Here is a 20,108-nt window from a genome sequence, read left to right on the forward strand (position 1 = left end):
TCCCGGTCCGGCCTACCGCTCGAAGTCGCGCTCCGGCCCGCGCCCGGGCCAACCCCCGGGGTGGCGCTCGCCCCGGTCGCCGCCCTTTCCGCGCTCGTCGAACCGGCCGCCCCCGCGCTCGTCGAACCGAGAGTGGCCCTGCCGGTCGAACCCGCCGCCGTGCCTGCGGTGGTCGTCGCGGTCGGCGAGGGCCACGATCCCGCCGCCCAGGACGAGCCCGAGCAGACCGACCGCGACCAGCTGGGTGGCCTTGTGCCCGGCGACCCGCCGGATTTTCAACCCACCGTGACCCGGCGGGAGCGGGGAGTACGCGGCGTGCGGCCCACCCGGCACCGCCTGATGAGACCCGCCCGCCGCGGCAGGCTGGGCGGCCGGCGTGGTGGCGCCCCCGGCCGGCGTGGTGGCGGCTGCCGTCGGCTGTGCCGGGTCGGTCGGAACCGCGCTCGGCTCGGCAGCGCCCGGCTGGCCGGCGCTCGACTGGGCCGGATCGGACGCCGGACCCGCGGCCGGCGTCGTGGCGGCCGGGGACGGGTCGGGCGCCGGGGACGGCATGGGAGTGGTGTCGCCGACGGACGGCTGTGGACCGGCCGCCTGCTCCCCGGTCGGCGGCGGGGGAGTGCCGCCCGCCCGGGGACGGGGACTTCCCTGCGGCGGCTCGTGCGGATCCGACATCGCGACTCCTGGTCTCCGGTGCTGGTGGAGGCCAGCATGCGCCCCCTACCTGAGGAGATCCTGATCGCCGGCTGTACGTCAGCTGTGAGCGCGGTGGCCACGCGGCGTGACCTCGGCGGACGTCCTCCCCGCCCCGGCAGCGGACCCGACCGGGTGATCCCCGCGAGTCGGCGGCCGGCCGATCCGGTGCGCCCGAAAACCAGTCGGTGAGCACCGATAACATCTCCGGCACAGGACCGACCACAATCCGAGGAGTCACCGTGTCCCAGCCACGTCCCGCAGCCGCTCTCGCCCCACCGCGCGTGGTGGTGCCGGCGGGGACTACCGCGGGGACGGCGGTGCGCGAGGCGGGGCTGCCGGGCAAGGGCTCGGACGCCGTCGTGGTCGTGCGCGACCCCGAGGGCCACCTGCGCGACCTGTCGTGGACGCCGCAGGTCGACGTCGAGGTCGAAGCGGTCGCCGCCGACACCGAGGACGGCCGCAGCGTCATCCGCCACTCCGCGGCCCACGTGCTGGCGCAGGCCGTGCAGCAGCAGTTCCCCGACGCCAAGCTGGGCATCGGCCCGCCGGTCAAGGACGGCTTCTACTACGACTTCAAGGTCGACAAGCCGTTCACGCCCGAGGACCTCCAGGCGCTGGAGAAGCGCATGAAGTCGATCATCAAGGGCGCGCAGCGGTTCAACCGCCGCGTGGTCGAGTCGGTCGACGCGGCGAAGTCCGAGCTGGCCGCCGAGCCGTTCAAGCTGGAACTGGTGGACATCAAGAGCGACGTCGACACGGCCGAGGTGATGGAGGTCGGCGGCGGCGAGCTGACGATCTACGACAACCTCGACCCGCGCTCCGGCGAGCGCGTGTGGGGCGACCTGTGCCGCGGCCCGCACGTGCCGACGACCAAGCACATCCCGGCGTTCAAGCTGACCCGCGTCGCCGCCGCCTACTGGCGCGGCAACGAGAAGAACCCGCAGCTGCAGCGCATCTACGGCACCGCGTGGGAGTCGCAGGAGGCGCTGGACGCGCACCTGGAGCTGCTGGCCGAGGCCGAGCGGCGCGACCACCGCAAGCTCGGCGTCGAGCTGGACCTGTTCAGCTTCCCGGACGAGATCGGCTCCGGCCTGGCGGTGTTCCACCCCAAGGGCGGCATCATCCGCAAGGCGATGGAGGACTACTCGCGCGCCCGGCACGCCGAGGAGGACTACGAGTTCGTCTACTCGCCGCACATCACCAAGGGCAACCTCTTCGAGACGTCCGGCCACCTCGACTGGTACAAGGACGGCATGTACCCGGCGATGCACCTCGACGCCGAGTACGACGACGACGGCAAGCTGCGCAAGCCCGGCCAGGACTACTACCTGAAGCCGATGAACTGCCCGTTCCACGACCTGATCTTCAAGTCGCGCGGGCGGTCCTACCGCGAGCTGCCGCTGCGGATGTTCGAGTTCGGCTCGGTCTACCGGTACGAGAAGTCCGGCGTGATCCACGGCCTGACCCGCGTGCGCGGCATGACGCAGGACGACGCGCACATCTTCTGCACGCCCGACCAGGTCCAGGACGAGCTGAAGTCGCTGCTGTCCTTCGTGCTCGGGCTGCTGCGCGACTACGGCCTCGACGACTTCTACCTGGAGCTGTCGACCCGCAACCCGGAGAAGTCCGTCGGCTCCGACGAGGTGTGGGAGCAGGCCACCGAGGCGCTGCGCGTCGCGGCCGAGGACTCCGGGCTCGACCTGGTGCCCGACCCGGGCGGCGCGGCGTTCTACGGGCCGAAGATCTCCGTGCAGGCCAAGGACGCGCTGGGTCGCACCTGGCAGATGTCGACCATCCAGGTGGACTTCAACCTGCCCGAGCGGTTCGAGCTGGAGTACACCGGCCCGGACGGCACCCGGCAGCGCCCGGTCATGATCCACCGCGCGCTGTTCGGCTCGATCGAGCGGTTCTTCGGCGTGCTGACCGAGCACTACGCGGGCGCGTTCCCGGCGTGGCTGGCGCCCGTGCAGGTGGTCGGCATCCCGATCGCCGACGAGCACGTCGACCACCTGCTGGCGGTCGCGAAGCAGCTCAAGGCCAAGGGCATCCGGGTCGAGGTGGACGCCTCCGACGACCGGATGCAGAAGAAGATCCGCAACCACACCACGCAGAAGGTGCCGTTCATGCTGCTCGCCGGCGGCAAGGACGTGGAGCAGGGCGCGGTGTCGTTCCGGTTCCGCGACGGCACGCAGATCAACGGCGTGTCGGTGGAGCGCGCGGTCGAGACGATCGTGGACTGGGTGGCGCGGCGCGAGAACGCCTCGCCCACGGCGGAACTCGTCCAGTGACCGAGCAGTACGAGGAGCAGGACGGTGTGGGGGTCCAGGACGCGTTGCAGCGCCTCTGGACCCCGCACCGCCTCTCGTACGTGCGCGGTGAGGGCAAGGCGGTCGGCGACGAGCCCGAGGGCTGCCCGTTCTGCCGGGTGATCGGGCTGGACGACGCCGAGGGCCTGATCGTGGCGCGGGGCGAGCTCGTGTTCGCGGTGCTCAACCTGTACCCGTACAACCCCGGTCACCTGATGGTGCTGCCGTACCGGCACGTCCCGGACTACACGGACCTGACGGACGCCGAGGTGGCCGAGTTCGCCGCGTTCACGCAGCGGGCGATGCGGGTGGTCCGGGCCGTGGCGAGCCCGCACGGGTTCAACATCGGCATGAACCAGGGCGTCGTGGCGGGCGCGGGCATCGCCGCGCACCTGCACCAGCACGTGGTGCCGCGCTGGGGCGGCGACGCCAACTTCATGCCGGTGATCGGCCACACCAAGGTGCTGCCGCAGTTGCTCGGCGAGACGAGGCAGCTGCTGTCCGACGCCTGGGGCGGTCGCTGAGCCCGTATGCACGGCCATCTGCACGTGCGCCGCAGATGGCCGTGATCGTGGTCTAGATCACTACTCTCCGGCGTCGGCGGGACCCTCAACACCTTGCTGGCCGATCGTCAAGAGTGGTGAGCGTCGATACCGTGCGTTGCATGACCGCACCTGAGCGTTCGCGGCTGGCCCGAGAACGGCTCTCGCGCGAGTTACGAAGGCTGCGCACCGAGGCCAAGATGACCGGAACGGCCACGGCGCGCGCCACCGGGATGAGCCAGTCCAAGCTGTCGAAGATCGAGAACGGCATGCTCCTCCCGTCCGTGACCGACGTGGAGCGCCTGGTCGCCGAGCTGTCCGCGACCAGGGAGACCAGGGTCGAGCTGGTCGAGTTGGCCCGCCAGCTGCACGCGGAGGCGGAAACCCGCCGCGTGGTGCTGCACCGGGGGGCGCACCGGCACCAGCAGACCGTGGCCCGCATCGAGGCCCGCGCCACCACCAGCCGCTTCTTCCAGAACGCGGGTGTGCCCGCGCTGTTGCAGAGCGAGAACTACCTCCGCGTCGTGCTGAACACGACGCCGTCGCACGAGCAGGACACCGCGATCGCCACGCTGCGTGCTCGCCGCGCGCGGATGGACGACCCCAACAAGCGGTTCGTGTTCCTGCTCGCCGAGAGCGCGCTGCGCTGGCGCATGGGGTCCGCCGACCTCATGTGCGACCAGATCGACCACCTCGCGCAGATCATCCGAAGACCCAATGTGCAGCTCGGCGTCGTGCCGTGGTCGGTCGACGTGAACATGGTCGCGTTGCACGGGTTCCAGGTGTACGACGAGCGCGTGGTGACGTTGAGCGTGCTGACCGGCAACGCGACCATCACCGACCCGCACGACGTGCGCGAGTACCTGGCGCTGTTCGGCAGGCTGGAACGGCACGCGGTGCGCGGCGAGGAGCTGGAGGACCTGCTGGAGCAGATCTCCAGGGACCACCGCAAGCTCGGCTGAGCTGGGCGGTTAGGCTGCCGGGGACCACTTCGTCCCCGTCGGTAGGTGCCTCGCCACCCCATGCTGAACATCTTCGCCCGCGCGTCGGTTTCGCGCGTCACCGATCCGATCGGGGCGTGGCTGCTGCGCCGCGGCCTCACCCCGAACGCCGTCACGGTGCTGGGCACCGTCGGCTCCGTCGCCGCGTCCCTGTGGTTCATCCCGCGCGGGCAGCTGTTCGCCGGCGCCGCCCTGGTGACCGTGTTCGTGCTGTTCGACCTGATCGACGGCGCGATGGCACGGGCCCAGGGCGGCGGCACGAAGTTCGGCGCCGTCCTCGACGCCAGCTGCGACCGCATCGCCGACGGCGCGCTGTTCGCCGCCATCGCCTGGTGGGCGTTCGGCGCGGACGAGCACGGCCTCGCCGCCGCGACCCTGGTGTCGCTGGTCGGCGCGCAGGTCACGTCGTACGTGAAGGCGCGCGCCGAGGCGTCCGGGCTGTCCGCCGACGGCGGGCTCGCCGAACGGGCCGAGCGGTTCATCGTCGCGCTGGTCGGCGTGGGCCTGCACGGGCTCGGCGTGCCCTACGTCCTGCCCGTGGCGCTGTACCTGCTTGCGGCGCTGGTGACCATCACGGTGGTGCAGCGCATCCTCGCCGTGAGCCGCGCCGCGAAGGAGCTCGGGACGTGAGCGGCTCGCGACCGGGTGGGACGCCTGACCTGGAGGAACGGCTGACGTGGGGGAACGGCTGACGTGAAGGAACGGCTGGCTGACCTCGGTTACGCGGCGGGCTGGCGCCTGGTGCGGCTCCTGCCGGAGAAGTGGGCGCGCGCCCTGTTCGACGCGGTCGCCGACCGGGCCGCGAAGCGCGGCGGTGGCGGCGTCCGGCAGCTGCGGGCGAACCTGCGCCGGGTCGTGCCGCAGGCGGGAGAGGCGGAGCTGGACGAGCTGGTCCGGCTGGCCGTGCGGTCGTACGCCCGGTACTGGCGGGAGGCGTTCCGGCTGCCGTCGCTCGACCTGAAGGCCGCCTACGCCGAGTGCGACCGGACGATGACCGGCGTCGAGAACCTGGACGCGGCCCTGGCCGAGGGGCGCGGCGCGGTGATCGCCCTGCCGCACAGCGGGAACTGGGACATGGCGGGCGTCTGGCTGGTCGGGCACTGCGGCACGTTCACCACGGTCGCCGAACGCCTCAAGCCCGAATCGCTGTACCAGCGGTTCATCGCCTTCCGGGAGAGCCTCGGCTTCGAGGTGGTGCCGCTGACCGGCGGCGACCGCAACCCGGCCCTGGTGCTCGCGGATCGGCTGCGCGCCAACAAGGTCGTGTGCCTGCTCGCCGACCGCGACCTCACCGCGGGCGGTGTGCCGGTGACGTTCTTCGGCGAGCGCACGATGATGCCCGCCGGCCCCGCGCACCTGGCCGCGACCACCGGCGCGGCGCTGATCCCGGCCGGCCTGTGGTTCACCGAGGACGGGTGGGTCATCCGGCTGCACCCGCCGATCCGCGTCGCGGGCACGGCCGGCGTGCCCGCCGCGACCCAGCAGATGGCCGACGTGTTCGCCGCCGACATCGCCGCGCACCCCACCGACTGGCACATGATGCAGCAGTTGTGGCTCGCGGACCTGCCCGAGAGCAGGCAGAAGGCGCTGCGCCGGGTGCTGGCCCGCCGAGGGGACGCGGTGTGAAGGTCGGGATCGTCTGCCCGTACTCCTTCGAGGTCCCCGGAGGCGTGCAGGCGCACGTGGTCGACCTCGCGCACGCCCTGCGCGGCCTCGGGCACGAGGTCGAGGTGCTCGCGCCCGCCGACGACGACACGCCCGTGCCGGAGTTCGTGACGTCCGCCGGCCGCGCGGTCGGCATCCCGTACAACGGGTCGGTGGCGCGGCTGTCGTTCGGGCCGGTGTCGTTCACGCGCGTCCGGCGGTGGATCGCGGAGCACGACTTCGACGTGCTGCACCTGCACGAGCCCACCGCGCCGTCGTTGTCGATGTTGGCGCTGATGGTGGCGGACGGGCCGATCGTGGCCACGTTCCACACGTCCACGCCGCGCTCGAAGATGCTCTCGGCGTTCCAGGCGGTGCTCCAGCCGTTCCTGGAGAAGATCACCGCTCGCATCGCGGTGTCCGCGCTCGCCCGACGGGTCCAGGTCGAGCACCTGGGCGGTGACGCGGTGGAGATCCCCAACGGCGTGGACGTCGGCTTCTTCGCCCACGCGGCGCCGCTGCCCGACTACCCGCGCGACGGCGGCACGGTCGGGTTCGTCGGCCGGTTCACCGAGCCGCGCAAGGGCATGCCGGTGCTGCTGGACGCGTTCCGCGTGCTGGACCTGCCGGACGCGCGGCTGCTGATCGTCGGGCGCGGTGACGAGGACGAGCTGCGCAAGCAGGCGGGGCCGGAGCTGGCGTCCCGGATGGTGTTCCTCGGCATGGTGGACGACGAGACCAAGGCGCGCGCGCTGCGCAGCGTGGACGTCTACTGCGCGCCCAACACCGGCGGCGAGAGCTTCGGGATCATCCTCACCGAGGCGATGTCGGCGGGCACGGCGGTGGTGGCGAGCGACCTCGACGCGTTCCGGCGCGTGCTGGACGACGGCAAGGCGGGCGTGCTGACGCCGGTCGGCGACTCGGCGGCGTTGGCCGCGGCGTTGCGGGACCTGCTGACCGACCCGGTGCGGCGCGCGGACTACGTGGAGGCGGCGCGGCAGCGGGTGATGATGTTCGACTGGTCGGTGGTGGCGGCGCAGGTGCTGCGCGTCTACGAGAGCGCGATGGCGGCCGACCCGCGCCGGGTGGGTGAGGCGTGACCAGTTCCGGCGTCGCGACGACGTTCCTGGTGCTGCTGGGTCTGGCGGTGCTGGTCGGGCCGTGGACGCTCGGCACGGCGAACCGGCTCGACCGGCTGCACGTGCGCACGGACGCGGCGTGGGCGGCGCTGGACGCGGCGCTGGCGCGGCGGGCGGTCGTGACGCGGGCCGTGGCCGCGGTGTGCGGCCGGGCCGAGCTGACCGCGGCGGCGGACCGGGCGGAACGGGCCTCGCGCGCCGACCGCGAGGCGGCCGAGAACCGGTTGAGCGCGTTGCTGGAAGGCCTCGACCGGTCGGTGCTCGCGCCCGCGCTCGCGGCGGAGCTGTCCGACGCCGAGCAGCGGGTCGTGCTGGCCCGGCGGGTGCACAACGACGCCGTGCGCGACACGTTGGCGTTGCGGCAACGGCGGTCCGTGCGGTGGCTGCGGCTGGCCGGCACCGCGCCGACGCCGTCGTACTTCGAGATCGCCGAGCCCGGCGCCGAGGTCGAGGCGTCCGCGTTGACCCAGCGGGTGTCGGCGCGGGTCGTGCTGCTGGACGCCGCGAACCGTGTGCTGCTGTTCGAGGGCTTCGACCCGACCCGACCCGACGAGCTGTTCTGGTTCACCGTCGGCGGCGGCGTCGAGCCGGGGGAGGACCTGCGGGCGGCGGCGGTGCGGGAGGTGTTCGAGGAGACGGGCGTCGAGCTGTCCGCCGACGACCTGGTGGGGCCGCTGTGGCGGCGGCACGCCGTGTTCGCGTTCGACGGGTTGAGCTACGCGGCCGTCGAGTGGTTCTTCGTGGGCCGGGTCGACGGGGGCGAGGTGGACACCTCGCGGTTCAACGACATCGAGCGGCAGACCATCCGCCGGCACCGGTGGTGGTCGGCGGAGGAGCTGGCCACGACCGACGCCACCGTGTACCCGGTGCAGTTGGCCGAGGTGCTGCCGAGCGCGCTCGACGACTGGGACGGCGCCACCCGTTCGCTGAGGTGACCACCGCGCCCGACGCGAGCCCCGAGTCACGGCCGACCCGCGCGTCCGCGCCCGTCACAACCGCCGGTGTTCCGCGACCCGGCCAGGTCCACCCGGCCGACTGCGCGACTGCCCGGTGGTCCGCTACAGGATGAACGTCGCGATCATCTGCCCCAGCAGCCGCACGTCGGCGTGGCCCTTGAACTCCAGCCGCACGTGACCCAGGCCGCTGAACCACAGGTCCAGCTCGGCGTCCATGTCGAACGTGCCCGCGGTCTCGATCGAGAACGCCTGCACCCGGCTGTACGGCAGCGAGGTGAAGTCCTTCTTGCGGCCGGTCATGCCCTGGACGTTCACCGCGATCACCCGCTTGTCGGTGAACACCACGAAATCCCGCACCGTCTTGAAGCACGACACGATGCGCTCACCCTGGATCAGGATCGGCGACACCTGCGACGCGATGTCCTCCGGGCGGCACGGCGCGAGCTTGAAGACGGACTGCTTCTCGAAGTCGATCACGAATTCGACGGTACCCGCTACTCCGGCCAGCCCGCCTGGTTCGAGACCGATTCCCGGGAGATCCCCGACCCCGTCTCCGGGTGAACCCCGAACCGCTCCTCGTGCACGTCGGCGAAGAAGTAGCAGAAGTCCTCGCACCAGGCGTCCTCCACGGCCACCCGGGGATCGCGGGCCACGGCCTCGTAGAACTCCTGCCCCAGGCCCAGGATGAAGCCGCGGGCGTAGAGGAAGCCGTCGTCCGAGCCGTCCGTGACCGCTTGGACGTCGGCCCGGTCGATCTCGTACAGCTTGCGCTCGACCACCCGGTCCAGGGCGATCAGTTCCTCGGAGGACAGTCCCTCGCACACCCGTGCCAACGACCGGAGCACGTGGTCGAGGTGCTCCTCCAGCTCGGCGGCCTCCTCGGTGACCTCCGCGGACACGTCGCGCTTCGCCAACGCGCGCCGCACCTCGTTGGGACCGGGGCCGAGCCCGGTCCACGCGTCTTCCAGCATCGCCCAGAAACGGGCCTCTTCCGCAGCGGTCGGAGAAGTCATGCGGCGACGCTAGCAACGAGGTCCGACAATTCCGGGCCGCGCGCCGGGCCGGGCCGGCGCGCGGTGAGGTCAGCCCGCGCGCGGTGAGGTCAGCCGGCCCGCTTGAAGCTGTCGATCACACCGCCCCAGGACGACCCGTCCCAGGTGATGACGAGCGCCGACCCGTCCGGCTTCAGCTCCACCGTGCCGCGCTTGCGGTCCTCGTTCGGCGTGGCGCAGTTCAGGGTGAGGACCGGCTTGGCCGAGTCGGCGTCGGCGATGGCGCCGGGGCAGGCGAGGCCACCGGTCGTCTCCGCGGTCGCGCCGGTGATGGTGAGCGTGGCGATCGGACTGTCGTTGATCGGCTCCCACGTCCCGTCCAGGCCCTTCGCCTCCGGCTTCTCCGCCGCCTTCGAGGTCGCCCCCGACGTGGCCTCCGACGTCGCCTGCGAGGTCGCCGACCTGGTCGTCGTCGCCGGTGACGCGTTCTGCCCACCGCCGTCACCACCGCAGCCGGTCACCAGCCCGGCGGACAGCCCGAGAACCGCGACGCCCAGTGCCAAGCGCATGGAAGAGTCCCCCTCTTCTTCGTTGATCTTCGCGGAAGACCGCGGACCATCCCAGCACACCACCCCCCGATCGAGGCAAATCACCGGTACACCCGGGCATGCGGACCTCGACCGGTTCCCACACCGGTCACCCGCACGCCCGGGGCACCGTCACACCCGGCCGATCACCTCGTTGCCGTAGGACGCGAGCGTCTTGTCCTTGTCGTCGTGCATCAGGTACAGCGCGAAGTTGTCCACGCCGATCTCCCGCAGCTCCTGCAACCGGTCGACGTGCGCGGACGCCGGGCCGACCAGGCAGAACCGGTCCACGATGGAGTCCGGCACGAAGTCCGTCGACCGGTTGCCCGCCTTGCCGTGGTGCGAGTAGTCGTAGCCCGCGCGGTCCTTGATGTAGTCGGTCAGCGCCTTGGGCACCACGCCCGACTCGCCGTACCGCGCCACGAGGTCGGCCACGTGGTTGCCCACCATCCCGCCGAACCACCGCAGCTGGTCCCGCTGGTGCGGCAGGTCCGTGCCGACGTACGCGGGCGCGGCCACGCACATCGTGATGGCCGACGGGTCACGGCCCGCCGCCGCGGCCGCCTCCCGCACCGACCCGATCGTCCACCGCGCGATGTCCGGGTCCGCGGTCTGGAGGATGAACCCGTCCGCCTGCTCGCCGACCATCCTCAACGCCTTGGGCCCGTACGCGGCCATCCACACCTCCAGCTTGCCGTCCCGGACCCACGGGATGCGCACCGGTGTGCCGTGGTGCTCCACCTCGCGCCCCTCGGCCAGTTCCTTGATCACCGTCATGGCCTGGCCCAGGGTGGCGAGCGTCGCGGGCTTCTGCCCGATGACCCGCCGGGCCGAGTCGCCGCGCCCGATGCCGCACACCGTGCGGTTGCCGAACATGTCGTTCAACGTCGCGAACAGCGACGCGGTGACCGACCAGTCCCGGGTGCTGGGGTTGGTCACCATCGGACCCACGACCAGCTGTTCCGTTGCCGCGAGCACCTGCGAGTAGATGACGAACGGCTCCTGCCACAGCACGCACGAGTCGAACGTCCAGCCGTACCGGAACCCGTTGTCCTCGGCGGCCTTCATCCCGGACACCACGTCCCGCGCGGGCGGGTCGGTCTGGAGCACAACACCGAAGTCCACTGCGCCTCCTACACCAGGTACTGGTTCAGCTCGCGGGACAGGAACCGGCCGTGCCCGGTCGACCCGTGGAAACCGCCGGAGTCCACGACGACCCGGCCGCGCGAGAGCACCGTGTCGACCTTGCCGGTGATCTCCATGCCCTCGTACGCCGAGTAGTCGACGTTCATGTGGTGCGTGGCGGCCGAGATGACCTGCGTCGCCGAAGGGTCGTACACCACGACGTCCGCGTCGGCGCCGGGCGCGATGACGCCCTTGCGCGGGTGCAGGCCGAACATGCGCGCGGGCGTGGTCGAGCAGATCTCCACCCACCGCTCCAGGCCGATCTCGCCGGCGACCACGCCCTGGTGCAGCAGGTCCATCCGGTGCTCCACGCCCGGCATCCCGTTGGGGATCTTGGAGAAGTCGCCCCGGCCCAGCTCCTTCTGGTCCTTGAAGCAGAACGGGCAGTGGTCCGTCGACACCACCGACAGGTCGTTGGTGCGCAGGCCGCGCCACAGCTCCGACTGGTGCTCCTTGGGCCGCAGCGGGGGAGAGGCGACGTACTTCGAGCCCTCGAAGTCCGGCTTGGCCAGGTCCTCCAGCGACAGGTACAGGTACTGCGGGCACGTCTCGGCGAACACGTTCTGCCCGGTGTCGCGGGCCTTCGTCACCGCGTCCAACGCCTGCGCGGCGGACAGGTGCACGATGTACAGCGGCGACCCGGTGACCTTGGCCAGCGTGATGGCGCGTGACGTCGCCTCGCCCTCCAGCTCGGCGGGCCTGGTCAGGCCGTGCTCGACCGGGTCCGTGCGGCCCTGGGCCAGCGCCTGCGCCACCAGCTGGTCGATCGCGATGCCGTTCTCCGCGTGCATCATGATCGTCGCGCCGGTCTCCCGCGCCTTCTGCATCGCGCGCAGGATCTCGCCGTCGGTGGCGTAGAAGACGCCGGGGTAGGCCATGAACATCTTGAACGTGTTCACGCCCGCGCCGATGCACGACTCCATCTCCTTCAACGACGTGTCGTTGACGTCGGAGACGATCATGTGGAAGCCGTAGTCGACGGCGCAGTTGCCGTCCGCCTTGCCGTGCCACTTGTCCAGTGTGGACAGCAGCGACGTGCCCTTGGCCTGCACGGCGAAGTCGATGATCGTGGTCGTGCCGCCCCACGCCGCCGCGATGGTGCCGGTCTCGAAGCTGTCGGCGGAGAACGTGCCGCCGAACGGCATCTCCATGTGGGTGTGCGCGTCGATGCCGCCGGGGATGACGTACTTGCCCGTCGCGTCGATCGTGTCGTCCGCCGCCACCGGGAAGCCCGGCGCCAGCAGCGCGGCGATCTTCTCGCCGTCCACCAGCACGTCGGCGGTGACGGCGCCGGTCGCGTTGACGACCGTGCCGCCCTTGATCAGCGTGCTCACGGCCGCACCAACCCCTCGTACGTGTCGGGACGCCGGTCGCGGTAGAACTGCCACAGGTTGCGCACCTCGGCCAGCAGGTCCATGTCGAGGTCGCGGACCACGACCTCCTCCTCCGTGTCGGAGGCCGCCTCGCCGACGAGCTGGCCGCGCGGGTCGGCGAAGTACGACTGGCCGTAGAACTCGTTGTCGCCCAACGGCTCCACGCCGACGCGGTTGATCGTGCCGACGTAGTACTCGTTCGCCACGGCCGCCGACGTCTGCTCCAGCCGCCACAGGTACTCCGACAGGCCGCGGCTGGTCGCCGACGGGTTGAACACGATCTGCGCGCCGTTCAGCCCGAGCGCCCGCCAGCCCTCCGGGAAGTGCCGCTCGTAGCAGATGTAGACGCCCACCTTGCCCACGGCGGTGTCGAACACCGGGTAGCCGAGGTTGCCGGGCTTGAAGTAGAACTTCTCCCAGAACCCCTTCACCTGCGGGATGTGGTTCTTGCGGTGCTTGCCGAGGTACGTGCCGTCCGCGTCGATCACCGCCGCGGTGTTGTAGTACACCCCCGGCTGCTCCTCCTCGTACATCGGCACGACGAGCACGACACCCAGCTGCTCGGCCAGCTCGCACATCAGCTCGGTGGTCGGGCCGTCGGGGATGCCCTCGGTGTAGGAGTAGTAGTCCGCGTCCTGCACCTGGCAGAAGTACGGCCCGTAGAACAACTCCTGCAGGCACACGACCTGCGCGCCCTGCGACGCCGCCGACCGGACCGCCTCGACCGCGTTCGCGATCATCGACTCCTTGTCGCCGGTCCACTTCTGCTGCACCAGACCTGCTCGGACGATGTTGCTCACGCCTTCTCCCTCCGTGGCGCCAGCGCCAGGTAGACGAGCATGCCGCCGACCAGGCCGACGACCCAGTTGTAGTCGTAGAGCGGTTTGAGGAACGGGATCAGGCCGTCGGCCGGGAACGGCCCGTTGTACGCGCCGCCCACCGCGAGCACCGAGCCCACGAGCGTCGCCGCGACCGCCCGCCAGTTCCAACCGGCCTTGAACCAGTACGCGCCCCGGCCGGCCAGGTACAGGTCGGGCAGCGCGAGCCGGGTCTTGGCCAGCATCCAGTAGCCGGCGATGAACACACCCGCGACGGACGCCAGCAGGCCGCCGTAGAAGCCCAGCCACGCGAAGATGTAGATGCCGGGGTCGGAGATCAGCCGCCACGGCTGGATCACGATGCCGATCACGCCGGTGATCAGGCCGCCCACCGCGAACGTGATCTTCTTCGGGAACGCGTTCGAGAAGTCGTACGACGGGCTCACCACGTTCGCCGCGAGGTTCGCGGACACCGTCGCCAGCACCAGCGCCACCAGCGCCACGAGCACCACGGCGGTGCTGTCGAACCGGCTGGCCAGCTCCGCCGGGTCCCAGATCGCCTCGCCGTACAGCGCCATCGCGCCGGACGTCGTCAGGATGGCCACGATGGCGATGAACGACATGGTGGTCGGCAGGCCGAGGAGCTGCCCGATCGCCTGCTTGCGCTGGCTGCCGCCGAACCGGGTGAAGTCCGGCATGTTCAGCGACAGCGTCGACCAGAACGCGATCATGCCCATCAGCGACGGGAAGAACACCTTCCAGAAGTCGGCGCCCCAGCCGAGCTTCGACGGCTCGGACAGGATCGGGCCGAACCCGCCCGCCTTCACCGCCACGTACCCCAGCAGGACCAGGAAGCCGACGCTGACCAGCGGCGCGGTCCAGTTCTCGAACCGGCGGATCGCCTCCATCCCGCGCCAGATGATCAGCATCTGCACCACCCAGAACGCCAGGAAGCACAGCCAGAGCGTCCAGACCTGCCCCAGCACGACCGGCGCGTCGACCCACCCGTCGCCCGCCAGCCGACCCACGATCACGTGCAGCGCCTTGCCGCCCACCCACGTCTGGATGCCGAACCACGCGCACGCGATGAACGCCCTCAGCAACGCCACCAGGTTCGCGCCCCGGATGCCGTAGAACGCCCGCGCGAACACCGGGAACGGGATGCCGTACTTCGTGCCCGCGTGGCTGTTGAGCAGCATCGGGACGAGCACGATCAGGTTGCCGAGCGTGATGGTCAGGAACGCCTGCACCCAGTCCATCCCCAGCGCCACCAGGGACGCGGCGAGCGTGTAGCTGGGGATGTTGTGCGCCATGCCCATCCACAGCGCGAAGAAGTTGTACGTGGACCAGGTGCGCTCCTCCAACGGCACCGGCGCGAGGTCCCGGTTGTAGTGCGGGCTGTCCGCGATCGCGGTGTGGTCCCGCAGTTCGACGCGGCCGTCGGGGTCGGCTGTGACCTGGGTTGCGGAGTCAAGGGCCATCGGTCACTTCCCTGTTACGCTCGTGAAACACCCTAGCTGCGGGCGCTTCGGCGCGATTTCCATCCCGGCATCCTCCGGTCGGCCCGCGCGCGTTGGGCAGTGGCAAAGTGTCCACGCTTGCCATGATCAGGGAACACTCTGTCGATTGCCGGCCGAGGGATGCGCAGGCCTGCCACAGTGCGGCGACGTGCGACCGCCGCCGGCGCGCTCACGCGAGGTTCTCACGAAGAGTGGTCGACCTTCCTGACCGTGCGTAGCGGTGACGGGCCGGAGAAGCGCGGTGGAACGCGACGCTTCCGGGTGATGTCCGGCGAACTGTCGACTGGTCGGGAACGGTGTCCTACCGTCGGTCGGATGAAGCTCGAACTGCGGCACCTGCGGGTCGTCTGCGCGATCGCGGACGCGGGCAGCCTGTCGAAGGCGTCCTCCCTCTTAGGCCTGGCGCAACCCGCCCTCACGGCCCAGCTGCACCGGATCGAAGCGCTGCTCGGCGGCAAGCTGTTCGAGCGCGACCACAAGGGCGCCCGCGCCACCGCGCTGGGCGAACTCGTGCTGGAACGGGCCCGCGTGCTGCTGCCCGCGTTCTCCCGCCTGCAGGAGGACGCCCTGCGCCTGGCGGACGACAACGTGCCCGGCGACCGGTACCGCGTCGGCGCCGTCAACGGGCCGATGCTCGGCGGGCTCGTGCACCGGCTGACCGAGGCGCACCCCGGCGCGCACGTCTCCACCCAGGTGTCCTGGTCCGGCACCGAGCTGTCCGCCATGGTCGCCGCGGGCCGGCTCGACTACGTGCTCGTCGGCGTGTGCGGCGACGCGCCGCCGCCGTCCGAGCACGGGCTGACCTGGAACGTGATCGCGGTCGACCCGGTGTTCGTGCTGCTGCCCGAAGACCACCCGTTCACGCTGCTCGACGAGGTGGAGCTGGGTGCGCTGCACGACGCGCAGTGGGCGGTGACGCCCGGCGACGGCTGCTTCGGCGACTGCTTCGTGGCCGCGTGCAGCCGAGCCGGCTTCACCCCGCGCACCATGTACGAGGTCGACATCAACAGCTGCATCGACCTGGCCGCGTCCGGCGACGCGGTGGCGCTGTGCCAGCCCACGTTCCGCCGCACGCCGGGCCTGGTCGCGATGCCGCTGGCGGGCGCGCCGCTGCGGTGGCGGCACCTGATCGGCTGGAACCCGGAGGGACCGGCCGCCGCGTTCGGCCCGCAGGTGCTGCGGTACGCCGCCGAGGCCTACCGGGAGACCGCCGAGCGCAACCCGCGCTACGCGGCCTGGCTGCCGGCGCACCCCGAGTACGGCACCGTGCCGCACCACGCCGCGGTCTGACCACCGGGGCTCACGCGTCGGCCGGACCGCGCGGTTTGCCGGCGACGTTCGGCCGCCGCACGCCCTCGACCTCCACGCACAGCCCGAACACCCGGTCCCGGCCGGTCCAGCCGTTGACCCCGCCGCGGTTGTCGCCGATCCGCACCCGGTTGCCCCGCAGCGCGGTGGCCATCACTGGTTCTTATGACCCAACCGGTATTACCGCGACCGGGCCGGCGGACCTACTTTCACGGGGCATCCCTGCCTCCTTCGAGGAGAACCCCATGTCAGCACCGTGGAAACCGGCTCTGTGGAGACCGTTGGCGCTCGCCGCGGCCCTCGTCGCGGCCGGGACCCTGTCCCCGACCGCCCAGGCCGCGCCGGCCGACCAGGGCGCGGAGGTCCTGGCCGCCATCCAACGAGACCTCGGGCTGGACGCCGACCAGGCGCGCGCCCGCTTGGCGTCCGACGAACGCGCCGCCGCCACCGCGCACGGCTTGCGCAAGCGGCTCGACACCCGGTTCGGCGGCGCCTGGATCGACTCCTCCGGCACGCTCACCGTCGGCGTCACCCGTCCGTCCGATGTGGACCGCGGGGTGCGGGTGAAGCTCGTCCAGCGCAGCGAGGCCGACCTCGACGCGGTGAAGTCCGCCTTGGACGCCAACGCGACCAAGGCGCCCCGGTCCGTCCCCGGCTGGTACGTCGACCTGCCCACCAACACCGTGGTGGTCAAGCACAGCCCGGCGAGCCCGCCGCCGCACGCGCGTTCGTCGCGTCGTCCGGCGTCGCCGCCGCGGCCGTGCGGTACGTCGCCACCACCGAGTCGCCCCGACCGCTGATCGACGTGATCGGCGGCAACGCGTACACCATCGGCAGCGGCACGCGCTGCTCGGTCGGCTTCTCCGTGACCGGCGGGTTCGTCACCGCCGGGCACTGCGGCGCGACCGGCGCGTCCACCTCGAACCCGAGCGGCACGTTCCGCGGCTCCAGCTTCCCCGGCAACGACTACGCGTGGGTGCAGGTCGCGGCGGGCAACACCCCGCGCGGGCTGGTCAACAACTACTCCGGCGGCACGGTGGCCGTCTCGGGCTCGCAGGACGCGCCCGTCGGTGCGGCGGTGTGCCGCTCCGGCTCCACCACCGGCTGGCACTGCGGCACGATCCAGGCCCGCAACTCGTCGGTCAGCTACCCGCAGGGCACCGTCAGCGGCCTCATCCAGACCACGGTGTGCGCGGAGCCCGGCGACTCGGGCGGCTCCCTGCTCGCCGGCACGCAGGCCCAGGGCGTGACGTCCGGCGGGTCGGGCAACTGCCGCACCGGCGGCACCACGTACTTCCAGCCGGTCAACGAGATCCTGCAGACCTACGGCCTCACCCTGGTCACGTCCGGCGGCGGCGACCCGAACCCGCCGACCGGCTGCCAGGGCTCCGAGACCACGCACACCGGTTCGCTGGCCGCGGGCGGGCAGGCGTACCAGCCGAACAACAGCTACTACCAGTCCACGGTGTCCGGCGCGCACGTCGGCTGCCTGGTCGGGCCGAGCGGCGCCGACTTCGACCTCTACCTCCAGAAGTGGAACGGCAGCGCCTGGGCCGTCGTGGCCAAGGGCGACAGCCCCGGCGCGAACGAGACCGTCAACTACAACGGCACGCCCGGCTACTACCGCTACCGCGTCCACGCCTACAGCGGGTCCGGCGGCTACACGCTGGGCGTCACGAACCCCTAGCCACCGGGGGATCGGAACCGTCGCGGGTCCGTGTCGCGTCTCCCACGACACGGCCTCGCGACGGGTCACCGGTTCGATCACTCGGTGGTGCGGCGGTCGTACTCGATCGAGTGGGGCGGCCGCACGGAGAGTCAGTCACCTGATCGAGCGGCTCAGGGAAGGTGTGGTTCGGGCCGATGCCATAGGGGTCACTTGCAGGTCCCCAACCAGGTTAGGAAAACCGTGTCCGGAAACCGCACGCGCGGACTTCTGCGTGCCGCCGCCCTGCTCGCCGTCGGCGCCTCGCCGCTGCTCGCGTCCGCCGCGAACGCCGTGGAAGCGCCCACCGACATCGTGGACGGCACGATCGGCCACGCGCCCGAGGTGGGTGTCGAGTCCGCCAAGCCCGTCACCGAAATCGTCGAGGGCCAGGCCGTGAAGCTGCCCGCCCCGATGCCGGTCGCCGCACCCGTGGTCGAGGCGCCGGAGGTCGCCGCGCCCGCCGCGCTGAAGGCGCCGGCCAAGCCGGGGCTGCCCATGCTGGGCGACGTCCTCGCGGCCAAGGCCCGCAGCCTGACGCCCGCCCCGCAGGTGCCGGGCGTGCCGTCCCTGCCGGGCGCCCCCGCCCTGCCCGGTGCTCCCACCCTGCCGGGCGCTCCGACCCTGCCGGGTCTGGGCCAGCTGCCGGCGCTGGGCTGATCGACTAGGTCGCCGGAGTGGGCGGGCGGGGCAGCTGAGGGTCCCGCTCGCCCATCTCCTGCACGAGCAGCGCCACGTACAGCGAGAGCACCGACTCCGGGTCCTCCAAGGACACCCCGAGCACCTGCTCGATCCGGCTCAACTGCTGGTAGTACGCGGTTCGCGAGAGGTGCGCGGCCGCCGCCGCGGCGGACTTGTTGCCGCCGTGCTCGCAGAAGCACCGCAGCAGCTCCACCAGCCGGCTGCCCTGGTTGCCGTCCCGCGCCAGCAGCGGCCCCAGCTCCCGGTCCGCGAACGCCAGCACCCGCTCGTCGTCGCGCAGCAGGTGCAGCAGCCCGCGCAGCCGCACGTCGTCCAGCCGGTGGTACAGCCCCGTTCCGGGCGACCGCAGCGCCGCGCCGGCCACGTGCGCCGCCTCGCCCAACGACCGCCGCACGTCCGGCAGCGCCGTCACCGTCGTCCCCACCGCCACCACCACGGGCAGCGCGTGCTGCGTCGCCGCCGCCCGCCGGTGCACCTCCCGCGCGAGCCGGCGCAGCACGCCGTCCAGCGCGGCCTGCGGCGGCAGCGACAGCAACGCCCGCACGCTCGTGTCGTCCACGACGCCGACCAGCGCGGGCACGGTGACGCGACGGGCCGCCAACGCCGTCGCCTCGGCGAGGTCGCGCAACACCTCCTGCGACGCCAGCGCCTGCGCGGGCGCGGCGGCCGTGCCGGGGCGGATCGCGACACCGACGAGCTGCCGCCGTTCCAGCGGCACGCCGAGCGCCGCGGCCCGCGTCGGCAGGTCGTGCGGCGGCTGCCCGAGCAGCTGGGTGAGCAGCGTCCGGTGGGTCTGCCGCTCCAGCGACTCGCGGTCCCGCGCCACGAGCCGGTGCACGGCGAGCGCGGACGCCGCGCGTTCGGCGACCACGACGTGCCGGTGCGGCGGCGGGTCGGGGGAGACCATGACGAGCCGGCCCCAGTCCGCGCCCCGCGCCCCGACCACCGTCACCAGCCAGCCCGCCTGCGCGTGGTAGGCCGTCCGCTCCGACACGGCGACCGCCCGTGACCGCTGCCCCCAGTCGGCGAGCAGCGCGGTCGGGTCCTGTCCCGCCGCGTCGTAGGCGAGCACCTCGTGCCCCAGCGTCTCCAGCACCACGGGCAGCCCGGCGGTCCGGGCCACCTCGCGCAGCACCTCGGCGGGCTCGGCGCCGGCCACGGTGAGCGCGGTGAACGCCTCGTGCACCTGCTCGGCCGCCCGGAGCTCGGCGAGCTGGGCGTCCACGATCAGCGACACGACGGCCTCGGTCACGGACACGAACCGGGTCTCCCGCGCGAGTGTGACGAGCGGCAGGCCGTGCTGCTCGGCGGCGGCCACGAGCGCGCCGGGCACCTGGTCGCTCCACCGCCGCACCAGCTCGACGACCAGCCCGGACGCCCCGACGGACGCCAGGTCGGCGACGTACCGCCGCAGCCCGTCCGGGTCGTCGGGCAGCGCGATCCCGGTGGTCAGCACCAGTTCGCCGCCGCGCAGCAGGTGCGCGATGTCGGCCACCTCGGCGACGTGGACCCAGCGCACCCGCCGGCCCATCCCGGCCGCGCCGGCGACGACCGTGGGCTCCCCGCGCCGGACCACGGGCAGGGCGAGCGCTTCCGCGACCGTGGGGTACATGGACACAACGTAATGCGCGGAGCCG

Annotated in this window: 21 protein-coding genes; 11 read left to right on the forward strand and 10 right to left on the reverse strand. The window is 72.0% G+C overall.

Annotated features, from left to right (window positions below; translation table 11 throughout):
• Nucleotides 1–12: 12 nt before the first annotated feature.
• Nucleotides 13–672 (reverse strand): hypothetical protein, encoded by a 660-nt coding sequence (locus ACRAKH_RS14205; RefSeq protein ID WP_447009864.1) that lies wholly within the window; start codon nt 670–672, stop codon nt 13–15.
• Between the two features lie 260 nt (nt 673–932).
• Between ACRAKH_RS14205 and thrS the strand changes: the two genes are divergently transcribed.
• The 7 genes from thrS to ACRAKH_RS14240 all read left to right on the forward strand — a co-directional run bounded on the left by thrS (nt 933) and on the right by ACRAKH_RS14240 (nt 8,260).
• Nucleotides 933–2,981 carry a threonine--tRNA ligase gene (gene thrS / locus ACRAKH_RS14210; protein WP_380729397.1) on the forward strand — a complete coding sequence of 683 codons (2,049 nt, stop codon included), beginning with the start codon at nt 933–935 and terminating at the stop codon, nt 2,979–2,981.
• Nucleotides 2,978–3,523: an HIT family protein gene (locus ACRAKH_RS14215; protein WP_380729394.1), complete on the forward strand. Its 546-nt coding sequence runs from the start codon at nt 2,978–2,980 to the stop codon at nt 3,521–3,523. The genes thrS and ACRAKH_RS14215 overlap by 4 nt, the downstream gene beginning before the upstream one ends.
• 140 nt (nt 3,524–3,663) lie before the next feature.
• Nucleotides 3,664–4,503, forward strand: coding sequence for a helix-turn-helix domain-containing protein (locus ACRAKH_RS14220; RefSeq protein ID WP_380729392.1), 840 nt, complete (start codon nt 3,664–3,666; stop codon nt 4,501–4,503).
• Between the two features lie 60 nt (nt 4,504–4,563).
• Nucleotides 4,564–5,172, forward strand: coding sequence for a phosphatidylinositol phosphate synthase (pgsA, locus tag ACRAKH_RS14225; protein ID WP_380729391.1), 609 nt, complete (start codon nt 4,564–4,566; stop codon nt 5,170–5,172).
• Between the two features lie 63 nt (nt 5,173–5,235).
• Nucleotides 5,236–6,168 (forward strand): phosphatidylinositol mannoside acyltransferase, encoded by a 933-nt coding sequence (locus tag ACRAKH_RS14230; protein ID WP_380729389.1) that lies wholly within the window; start codon nt 5,236–5,238, stop codon nt 6,166–6,168.
• Nucleotides 6,165–7,286 (forward strand): glycosyltransferase family 4 protein, encoded by a 1,122-nt coding sequence (locus ACRAKH_RS14235; protein ID WP_380729387.1) that lies wholly within the window; start codon nt 6,165–6,167, stop codon nt 7,284–7,286. The genes ACRAKH_RS14230 and ACRAKH_RS14235 overlap by 4 nt, the downstream gene beginning before the upstream one ends.
• On the forward strand, nt 7,283–8,260 hold the full coding sequence (locus ACRAKH_RS14240; protein WP_447009865.1) for an NUDIX hydrolase: 978 nt from the start codon (nt 7,283–7,285) through the stop codon (nt 8,258–8,260). The genes ACRAKH_RS14235 and ACRAKH_RS14240 overlap by 4 nt, the downstream gene beginning before the upstream one ends.
• A 123-nt stretch (nt 8,261–8,383) precedes the next feature.
• On the opposite strand, the gene ACRAKH_RS14245 is transcribed toward ACRAKH_RS14240, so the two are convergent.
• The 7 genes from ACRAKH_RS14245 to ACRAKH_RS14275 form a co-directional block, all read right to left on the reverse strand.
• Nucleotides 8,384–8,758, reverse strand: a complete 375-nt coding sequence (locus ACRAKH_RS14245; RefSeq protein WP_380727958.1) for a PH domain-containing protein — start codon at nt 8,756–8,758, stop codon at nt 8,384–8,386.
• 17 nt (nt 8,759–8,775) lie between these two features.
• Nucleotides 8,776–9,294, reverse strand: a complete 519-nt coding sequence (locus ACRAKH_RS14250) for a DUF4240 domain-containing protein (RefSeq protein ID WP_380727960.1) — start codon at nt 9,292–9,294, stop codon at nt 8,776–8,778.
• A gap of 89 nt (nt 9,295–9,383) precedes the next feature.
• Nucleotides 9,384–9,842 (reverse strand): hypothetical protein, encoded by a 459-nt coding sequence (locus tag ACRAKH_RS14255; RefSeq protein WP_380727962.1) that lies wholly within the window; start codon nt 9,840–9,842, stop codon nt 9,384–9,386.
• Nucleotides 9,843–9,992: 150 nt separating this feature from the next.
• Entirely contained in the window at nt 9,993–10,985 is a 993-nt protein-coding gene (locus tag ACRAKH_RS14260) for a TIGR03842 family LLM class F420-dependent oxidoreductase (RefSeq protein WP_380727964.1), read from the reverse strand.
• Nucleotides 10,986–10,993: 8 nt separating this feature from the next.
• Entirely contained in the window at nt 10,994–12,379 is a 1,386-nt protein-coding gene (gene hydA, locus ACRAKH_RS14265; RefSeq protein ID WP_380727966.1) for a dihydropyrimidinase, read from the reverse strand.
• Complete coding sequence (locus ACRAKH_RS14270; RefSeq protein ID WP_380727968.1) at nt 12,376–13,218, reverse strand: nitrilase-related carbon-nitrogen hydrolase; 843 nt, start codon at nt 13,216–13,218, stop codon at nt 12,376–12,378. The genes hydA and ACRAKH_RS14270 overlap by 4 nt, the downstream gene beginning before the upstream one ends.
• The gene (locus ACRAKH_RS14275; RefSeq protein WP_380727970.1) at nt 13,215–14,717 is read right to left on the reverse strand and encodes an NCS1 family nucleobase:cation symporter-1; all 1,503 of its coding nucleotides are present in this window, start codon (nt 14,715–14,717) and stop codon (nt 13,215–13,217) included. The genes ACRAKH_RS14270 and ACRAKH_RS14275 overlap by 4 nt, the downstream gene beginning before the upstream one ends.
• A gap of 354 nt (nt 14,718–15,071) precedes the next feature.
• On the opposite strand from ACRAKH_RS14275, the gene ACRAKH_RS14280 reads away from it, so the two are divergent.
• Nucleotides 15,072–16,046, forward strand: coding sequence for a LysR family transcriptional regulator (locus ACRAKH_RS14280; protein WP_380727972.1), 975 nt, complete (start codon nt 15,072–15,074; stop codon nt 16,044–16,046).
• A gap of 10 nt (nt 16,047–16,056) precedes the next feature.
• Here the strand turns inward: ACRAKH_RS14280 and ACRAKH_RS14285 are convergent, their stop codons facing one another.
• Nucleotides 16,057–16,218 carry a hypothetical protein gene (locus tag ACRAKH_RS14285; protein ID WP_380727974.1) on the reverse strand — a complete coding sequence of 54 codons (162 nt, stop codon included), beginning with the start codon at nt 16,216–16,218 and terminating at the stop codon, nt 16,057–16,059.
• Nucleotides 16,219–16,309: 91 nt separating this feature from the next.
• Between ACRAKH_RS14285 and ACRAKH_RS14290 the strand changes: the two genes are divergently transcribed.
• From ACRAKH_RS14290 to ACRAKH_RS14300, 3 genes are all read left to right on the forward strand, one after another.
• Nucleotides 16,310–16,864: a S1 family peptidase gene (locus ACRAKH_RS14290; protein ID WP_380727976.1), complete on the forward strand. Its 555-nt coding sequence runs from the start codon at nt 16,310–16,312 to the stop codon at nt 16,862–16,864.
• The gene (locus ACRAKH_RS14295) at nt 16,825–17,751 is read left to right on the forward strand and encodes a S1 family peptidase (protein WP_380727978.1); all 927 of its coding nucleotides are present in this window, start codon (nt 16,825–16,827) and stop codon (nt 17,749–17,751) included. Before ACRAKH_RS14290 ends, ACRAKH_RS14295 begins: the two co-directional genes overlap by 40 nt.
• Before the next feature lie 222 nt (nt 17,752–17,973).
• On the forward strand, nt 17,974–18,429 hold the full coding sequence (locus ACRAKH_RS14300; protein WP_380727980.1) for a hypothetical protein: 456 nt from the start codon (nt 17,974–17,976) through the stop codon (nt 18,427–18,429).
• Nucleotides 18,430–18,433: 4 nt separating this feature from the next.
• Here the strand turns inward: ACRAKH_RS14300 and ACRAKH_RS14305 are convergent, their stop codons facing one another.
• Nucleotides 18,434–20,083 carry a PucR family transcriptional regulator gene (locus tag ACRAKH_RS14305; RefSeq protein WP_447009866.1) on the reverse strand — a complete coding sequence of 550 codons (1,650 nt, stop codon included), beginning with the start codon at nt 20,081–20,083 and terminating at the stop codon, nt 18,434–18,436.
• Nucleotides 20,084–20,108 lie beyond the last annotated feature (25 nt).

The organism is Saccharothrix hoggarensis, assembly GCF_052936025.1.